Annotated in this window: 6 protein-coding genes; 3 read left to right on the top strand and 3 right to left on the bottom strand. The window is 67.4% G+C overall.

All coding sequences use genetic code 11. The features are described 5' to 3' along the window. Nucleotides 1–623: 623 nt before the first annotated feature. A complete protein-coding gene (locus AC5RW2_RS40670; protein ID WP_493986604.1) occupies nt 624–827 on the bottom strand; it encodes a cold-shock protein in 204 nt (67 codons plus the stop codon). Between the two features lie 393 nt (nt 828–1,220). Here AC5RW2_RS40670 and AC5RW2_RS40665 point away from each other — a divergent pair, with 393 nt between their 5' ends. Both AC5RW2_RS40665 and AC5RW2_RS40660 read left to right on the top strand, forming a co-directional pair. Further along, a complete protein-coding gene (locus AC5RW2_RS40665; protein ID WP_493986527.1) occupies nt 1,221–2,237 on the top strand; it encodes a zinc-dependent alcohol dehydrogenase family protein in 1,017 nt (338 codons plus the stop codon). A 441-nt stretch (nt 2,238–2,678) separates the two neighbouring features. Continuing rightward, nucleotides 2,679–3,092 (top strand): hypothetical protein, encoded by a 414-nt coding sequence (locus tag AC5RW2_RS40660; protein ID WP_494002581.1) that lies wholly within the window; start codon nt 2,679–2,681, stop codon nt 3,090–3,092. Nucleotides 3,093–3,166: 74 nt separating this feature from the next. Here the strand turns inward: AC5RW2_RS40660 and AC5RW2_RS40655 are convergent, their stop codons facing one another. After that, the gene (locus tag AC5RW2_RS40655) at nt 3,167–3,379 is read right to left on the bottom strand and encodes a hypothetical protein (RefSeq protein WP_494075270.1); all 213 of its coding nucleotides are present in this window, start codon (nt 3,377–3,379) and stop codon (nt 3,167–3,169) included. A gap of 10 nt (nt 3,380–3,389) precedes the next feature. Then, nucleotides 3,390–3,815, bottom strand: coding sequence for a helix-turn-helix domain-containing protein (locus tag AC5RW2_RS40650; RefSeq protein ID WP_494075269.1), 426 nt, complete (start codon nt 3,813–3,815; stop codon nt 3,390–3,392). 300 nt (nt 3,816–4,115) lie between these two features. Here AC5RW2_RS40650 and AC5RW2_RS40645 point away from each other — a divergent pair. Then, nucleotides 4,116–4,462 (top strand): Hsp20/alpha crystallin family protein (locus tag AC5RW2_RS40645; RefSeq protein ID WP_494075268.1); only part of this gene is annotated, 347 nt, incomplete at its 3' end.

The following is a 4,462-nucleotide window of genomic DNA, read 5'->3' as shown; positions in this document are numbered from 1 at the left end:
ACCACCGCTCCCGGAAAGCGCGCGAGAAGGACGGCGTCGCCTACTGCCGCGACTGCGAAGACTGAGAAAGGCAGCGACAGCATCCCGGAAAGAGGACGGAGTCCGGCTCAGATCACCGAGGCTTACCGCAGCGCGGCTGCCTGAATAACAAAGCCGGCTCAGGCTTGGGCTGAAGTGAGCCTGAACGCGACGGGGACGGGCAGATCCGTACCTTGGACCGGGAACCGACGCCCACCAGGAACCGACGCCCACCCGAAACCGGCGGGCCTAACGCCGCCCCGGGCCCGGCTGCAGGGGTTCATTCCACCGGGTCCCTGGCCTGTTCCGGGGCAGACTTCAGCTATCGCGGCCCGGGGCACCTGAAGCCGCCCGGGGATCTCAGGTGCCGGTGAGGGAACAGCACCAGGATCTGCGCTGGCCTGCCCGGAGCTGCCGGCGCTTTTTCTGACGGACTGCACCGGGTCGTGAAAAACGGCGCCGGTGGACGGGAGCCTGAAGGAGCACTCCCGTCCGCCGGTTCACGCAGTGCGGGCTATTAGGACGCTGGAGAGCCGACCGCCGATTCGTGGTGTCGTCCTGCCCCATCCGGGAGCCTGCCGGGGGCCGGTTTCAGGCCTGGCCCTTTAGACCGGGCGGATGTTCTCCGCCTGCGGTCCCTTCTGGCCCTGGGTGACGTCGAATTCGACGCGCTGGTTCTCCTCCAGTGAGCGGTAGCCGCTGGCGGAGATGGCGGAAAAGTGCGCGAACACATCCGGTCCGTTGTCGTCAGGGGTGATGAAGCCGAAGCCCTTGTCCGCGTTGAACCATTTGACTGTTCCTGTTGTCATGCTGCATTCCTTCTGGGCCGGCTCTGCGGATCCGTGCTGTGGACCCCGTCCCGCCGCCCGCTCCCCAGCCTATGTGCCGGGATTCGTACCGGACAAGACCACGTGGATAGCCCTGGACGTTCGCCGGGAAATACTGGTGACGTATGCGCTGATATCGGCGTGTGGTCGAGCAGCGAACGGATTTGAGCGCGAGCTGACCAAGGACGGCCAAACCCCTTATGGCAGTGCCGGCTGACATGCAGTGCAACCTGATGTGTGACGGACATGAGTTCTGCCTCCAGTCGTTTGACGTTGTGCCGATGGCGCGGTTCCGTCGCGGGTGTCATTACGATCCTCTACGCTGGAGATGTTCCTGCCCGTAGCCCGGCCCGGTATCGGAGGAGTTGAGGGGCCATGCGTGCCTGGTGGATCGAATACCCCGCCCCGCTGACCGGACCGCAGGCGGGCTCGCCGCTGCGATTCGGGGAACGCGCCGACCCGGTGCCCGGCCCGGCGGACCTGCTGATCCGGGTGCGGGCCTGCGGGGTGTGCCGCACGGACCTGCACCTGGCCGAGGGGGACCTGAAGCCCCACCGGCTGCGGGTGGTTCCCGGTCATGAAGTGGTCGGCGAGGTCGTTGGCCGCGGCCCGGAATGCACCCGATTTGGCATCGGTGAGCGGGTGGGCGTCGCTTGGCTGCGCCGTACCTGCGGCAGCTGCCGGTTCTGCCTGCGAAAAGCTGAGAATCTGTGCCTGGACCCGCGCTTTACCGGCTGGGACGAGGACGGCGGCTACGCCGAACTGGCCGCCGTGCCGGAATCCTTCGCCTACGCCATACCCGAGACCTTCGCAGACACCGAAGCCGCCCCGCTGCTGTGCGCGGGCATCATCGGTTACCGGGCGCTGCGCCGGGCGGAACTGAGACCGGGCGGCACCTTGGGCATCTACGGCTTCGGGGCCTCGGCGCACCTGGCCGCCCAGATCGCCATCTATGAAGGGGCCACAGTCTTTGTGATGACGCGCTCGGAAAAGGCACGCCGCCTGGCCGCCGGACTCGGCGCCGCCTTCGTCGGGGCGGGCACCGACGAGCCGCCCGAGCCGCTGGATGCGGCCATCCTCTTCGCCCCGGCCGGCGACCTCGTTCCGCCGGCGCTGCGGGCCTTGGACCGCGGCGGCACCCTGGCCATCGCCGGAATCCACCTCAGCGACATCCCGTCCCTGAACTACGCCGCCGAACTCTTCCAGGAACGGCAGATCCGCAGCGTCACTGCCAACACCCGCCGCGACGGCCAGGAGCTGCTGGACCTGGCCGCACGCATCCCGATCCGCCCCACCGTCAACGCCTACAGCTTCCCGGAAGCGGAACAGGCCCTCAGGGACCTTGCCGCCAACCGGGTCACCGGAGCCGCGGTCCTCAGGTTCGGCACCTGAATCTGCCACCGGTCCGGGACAGGAGAAACCGGACGTATGCGCTGTTATCGGCGCTGAAGGAGCCGGTGCACCACAGCTGCGGGGCGTGGAGCAGGCTCCCGTCCTTCCAAAGGATGGGAGCCTGGTCCGACTGGGTGTTCAAACCGTTCCAAGGGTGAACACCGCCCCGGGCGGGGAAGCCGGTAAGAGGGCCGTCCCCGCAGGTCGCTGGTGATCGGATGGGCCGCCGGGTACCGGCGTGGTGGGCAGCATCAGATTCGGTGTGGCCGGATCGGCGCTGCACAGGGACTTAGGTGGGAATGATCAGCGGCGGCTGCGCCCCGTGGGGCTGGTGGACCGCCCGCATCGGTGGCGTGGAGGCGAGACCGGTTCCGGTTGCTTCTGCTGTCATAAACCGCTTCGGGGCTTCCCTGTGTCCGGGGTCCGGGGGAGAATCCAGCCATGGGATTGGGGGAGGGGGCCCGCTATGATCCGGTGCGCGCGGCAGCGGCGTTCTGTGATCTGCTGGCCGTCTGGAACCGCTACCCGCACACGGAACCGGCCCGCACGGTACTGATGGAGTCCCTGCGCTGGTTCATTTCGCCGCTGTCGGGCTGGGGAACCGACCGGGGGCTGCAGCTGGCCCGGGAAACCATCACGGCGCTGGGCTCACCGGTCTTGGATCTCCGGGCCGAACCGGCTTCGGACCCGGATATCTGCCATGTCCGGGTCCCGGAGCGGTCTGTGGGCGAGCATGCATTCGAGGAGGCCGCTGCGGGCGTGGTTTTGACCCTGGTCAGATGCGCCGACGGCCGCTGGCGCATCCACGGCATCGGCGAACCCGTCCCGGCACCGGACGTGCCGCGCCCGGGCTAAGGCGCATCCGGCAAACGGCGCCGGCCGCACAGCGCGCTTCGGGGCGGCGGGCCCCTGTGCGGCCGGATCCGGTCCTAGGGTCCGGTCCGTCCCATGTCCTCGACCTCATCCAGCGGCAGGCCGGAGGCGGCGGCCAGATCCGGTGCCGGGACACCGGCGGCCAGCCCTGCCCGGACCGCGTCCTGCAGAAGGGCATCGGCGCGGTCCAGGTCGAACTGCAGCGATTCTTTGTCCGCGGCGGCCACCCGGATGCGGTTGATGACCTCCTCCCTGGTGCTGTGCTCCATTTCCGCCTCCTTAACCCCGTGCAGCAGATGGAACGGGCGGAAACACTGCTCCGGGGTTTCCGCCCGCCCCGTCGGCCGGCTCATGGGTACCGGCCCTGTCGTCCGTGCCGGCAGGATCATGGTTCGAGGACATCCCACCGGGCGGACGACACTGTCGATTCTGGCACCGGATCCGCACCCGGGGAAGGTCCTCCCCGCCGTCCCCTGGCTGTGGCCGGACCTGGGCTGTGGTCAGAGCGGAGGCGCGGACCAGTGCGTTGTCCAGGTACCGGGCCAGCCGGTCTCTGCTGATCCGGTAGGTGTGTCCGATCCGTACCGCGGGCAGCTGCGCGCTGCGGATCATCCGGTAGACGCTCATGCGGGAGACCCGCAGCCGGTCGGCGACCTGCGCCACACTGAGCAGGACATCCTTGTCGGCGGTGAAATCATCTCTCATCGTTGTTCCCCCCAATTGCCAAAGGACCCGGTCCCCGAATGGACCGGTTGACTACGTACTGTAGGGACAACGCGCCCGCCCGTACAGGGTCCCCGTGATCTTTCCGTAACAATGACGTACGAACCCGGGCCCCTGATCCTTGCGAAGAGGCCGTTGAGGTTACAGGCCGGCCACGGGCGGATGTATTTTCGGTCTTAACACTCCAATGGGCGCGAGCGTAGCGTGGTGGTGTCAGAGATCCATCCCCGGTCCCGGAAGGCTGGAACCGCCGGGCCGGAACATTGATTGGAGGCAGCAGCGATGGCCAATATTCTGCGCCGTGCCGGCGTTGACGTTCCCGAACCCCTGCGCCGGCTGCTGGAAGGGGATCTGGAGTGGCTGCGGGTTGAGGAATACCGGGAGGACGGGTCCATGGTCGTGCGGGCCGAGGTTCCCGGTATTGATCCGGAAAAGGATGTGGACATCACCCTGACCGCCGACCAGCTGCGGATCGAGGTCAAGCACGAGGAAAAAACGGAGAAGAAAAGCAAAAAGGGTTACCGCTCCGAATTCCGCTACGGCGCGTTTTCCCGCACCGTGACCCTGCCCGGCCCCGTGGATGAGAAGGATGTCCAGGCCTCCTACAACGACGGAATCCTTGAAATCCG

This window comes from Arthrobacter sp. B0316-1-20, assembly GCF_059091865.1.
Note: the sequence above shows the minus strand (reverse complement) of the source record. Positions and strands in the feature narration are given on the sequence as shown.

Coding starts and splice junctions, on each gene's coding strand:
- AC5RW2_RS40670 (WP_493986604.1), bottom strand. CDS start 827: ATGACAACAGGAACAGTCAAATGGTTCAACGCGGACAAGGGCTTCGGC.
- AC5RW2_RS40665 (WP_493986527.1), top strand. CDS start 1,221: ATGCGTGCCTGGTGGATCGAATACCCCGCCCCGCTGACCGGACCGCAG.
- AC5RW2_RS40660 (WP_494002581.1), top strand. CDS start 2,679: ATGGGATTGGGGGAGGGGGCCCGCTATGATCCGGTGCGCGCGGCAGCG.
- AC5RW2_RS40655 (WP_494075270.1), bottom strand. CDS start 3,379: ATGGAGCACAGCACCAGGGAGGAGGTCATCAACCGCATCCGGGTGGCC.
- AC5RW2_RS40650 (WP_494075269.1), bottom strand. CDS start 3,815: ATGAGAGATGATTTCACCGCCGACAAGGATGTCCTGCTCAGTGTGGCG.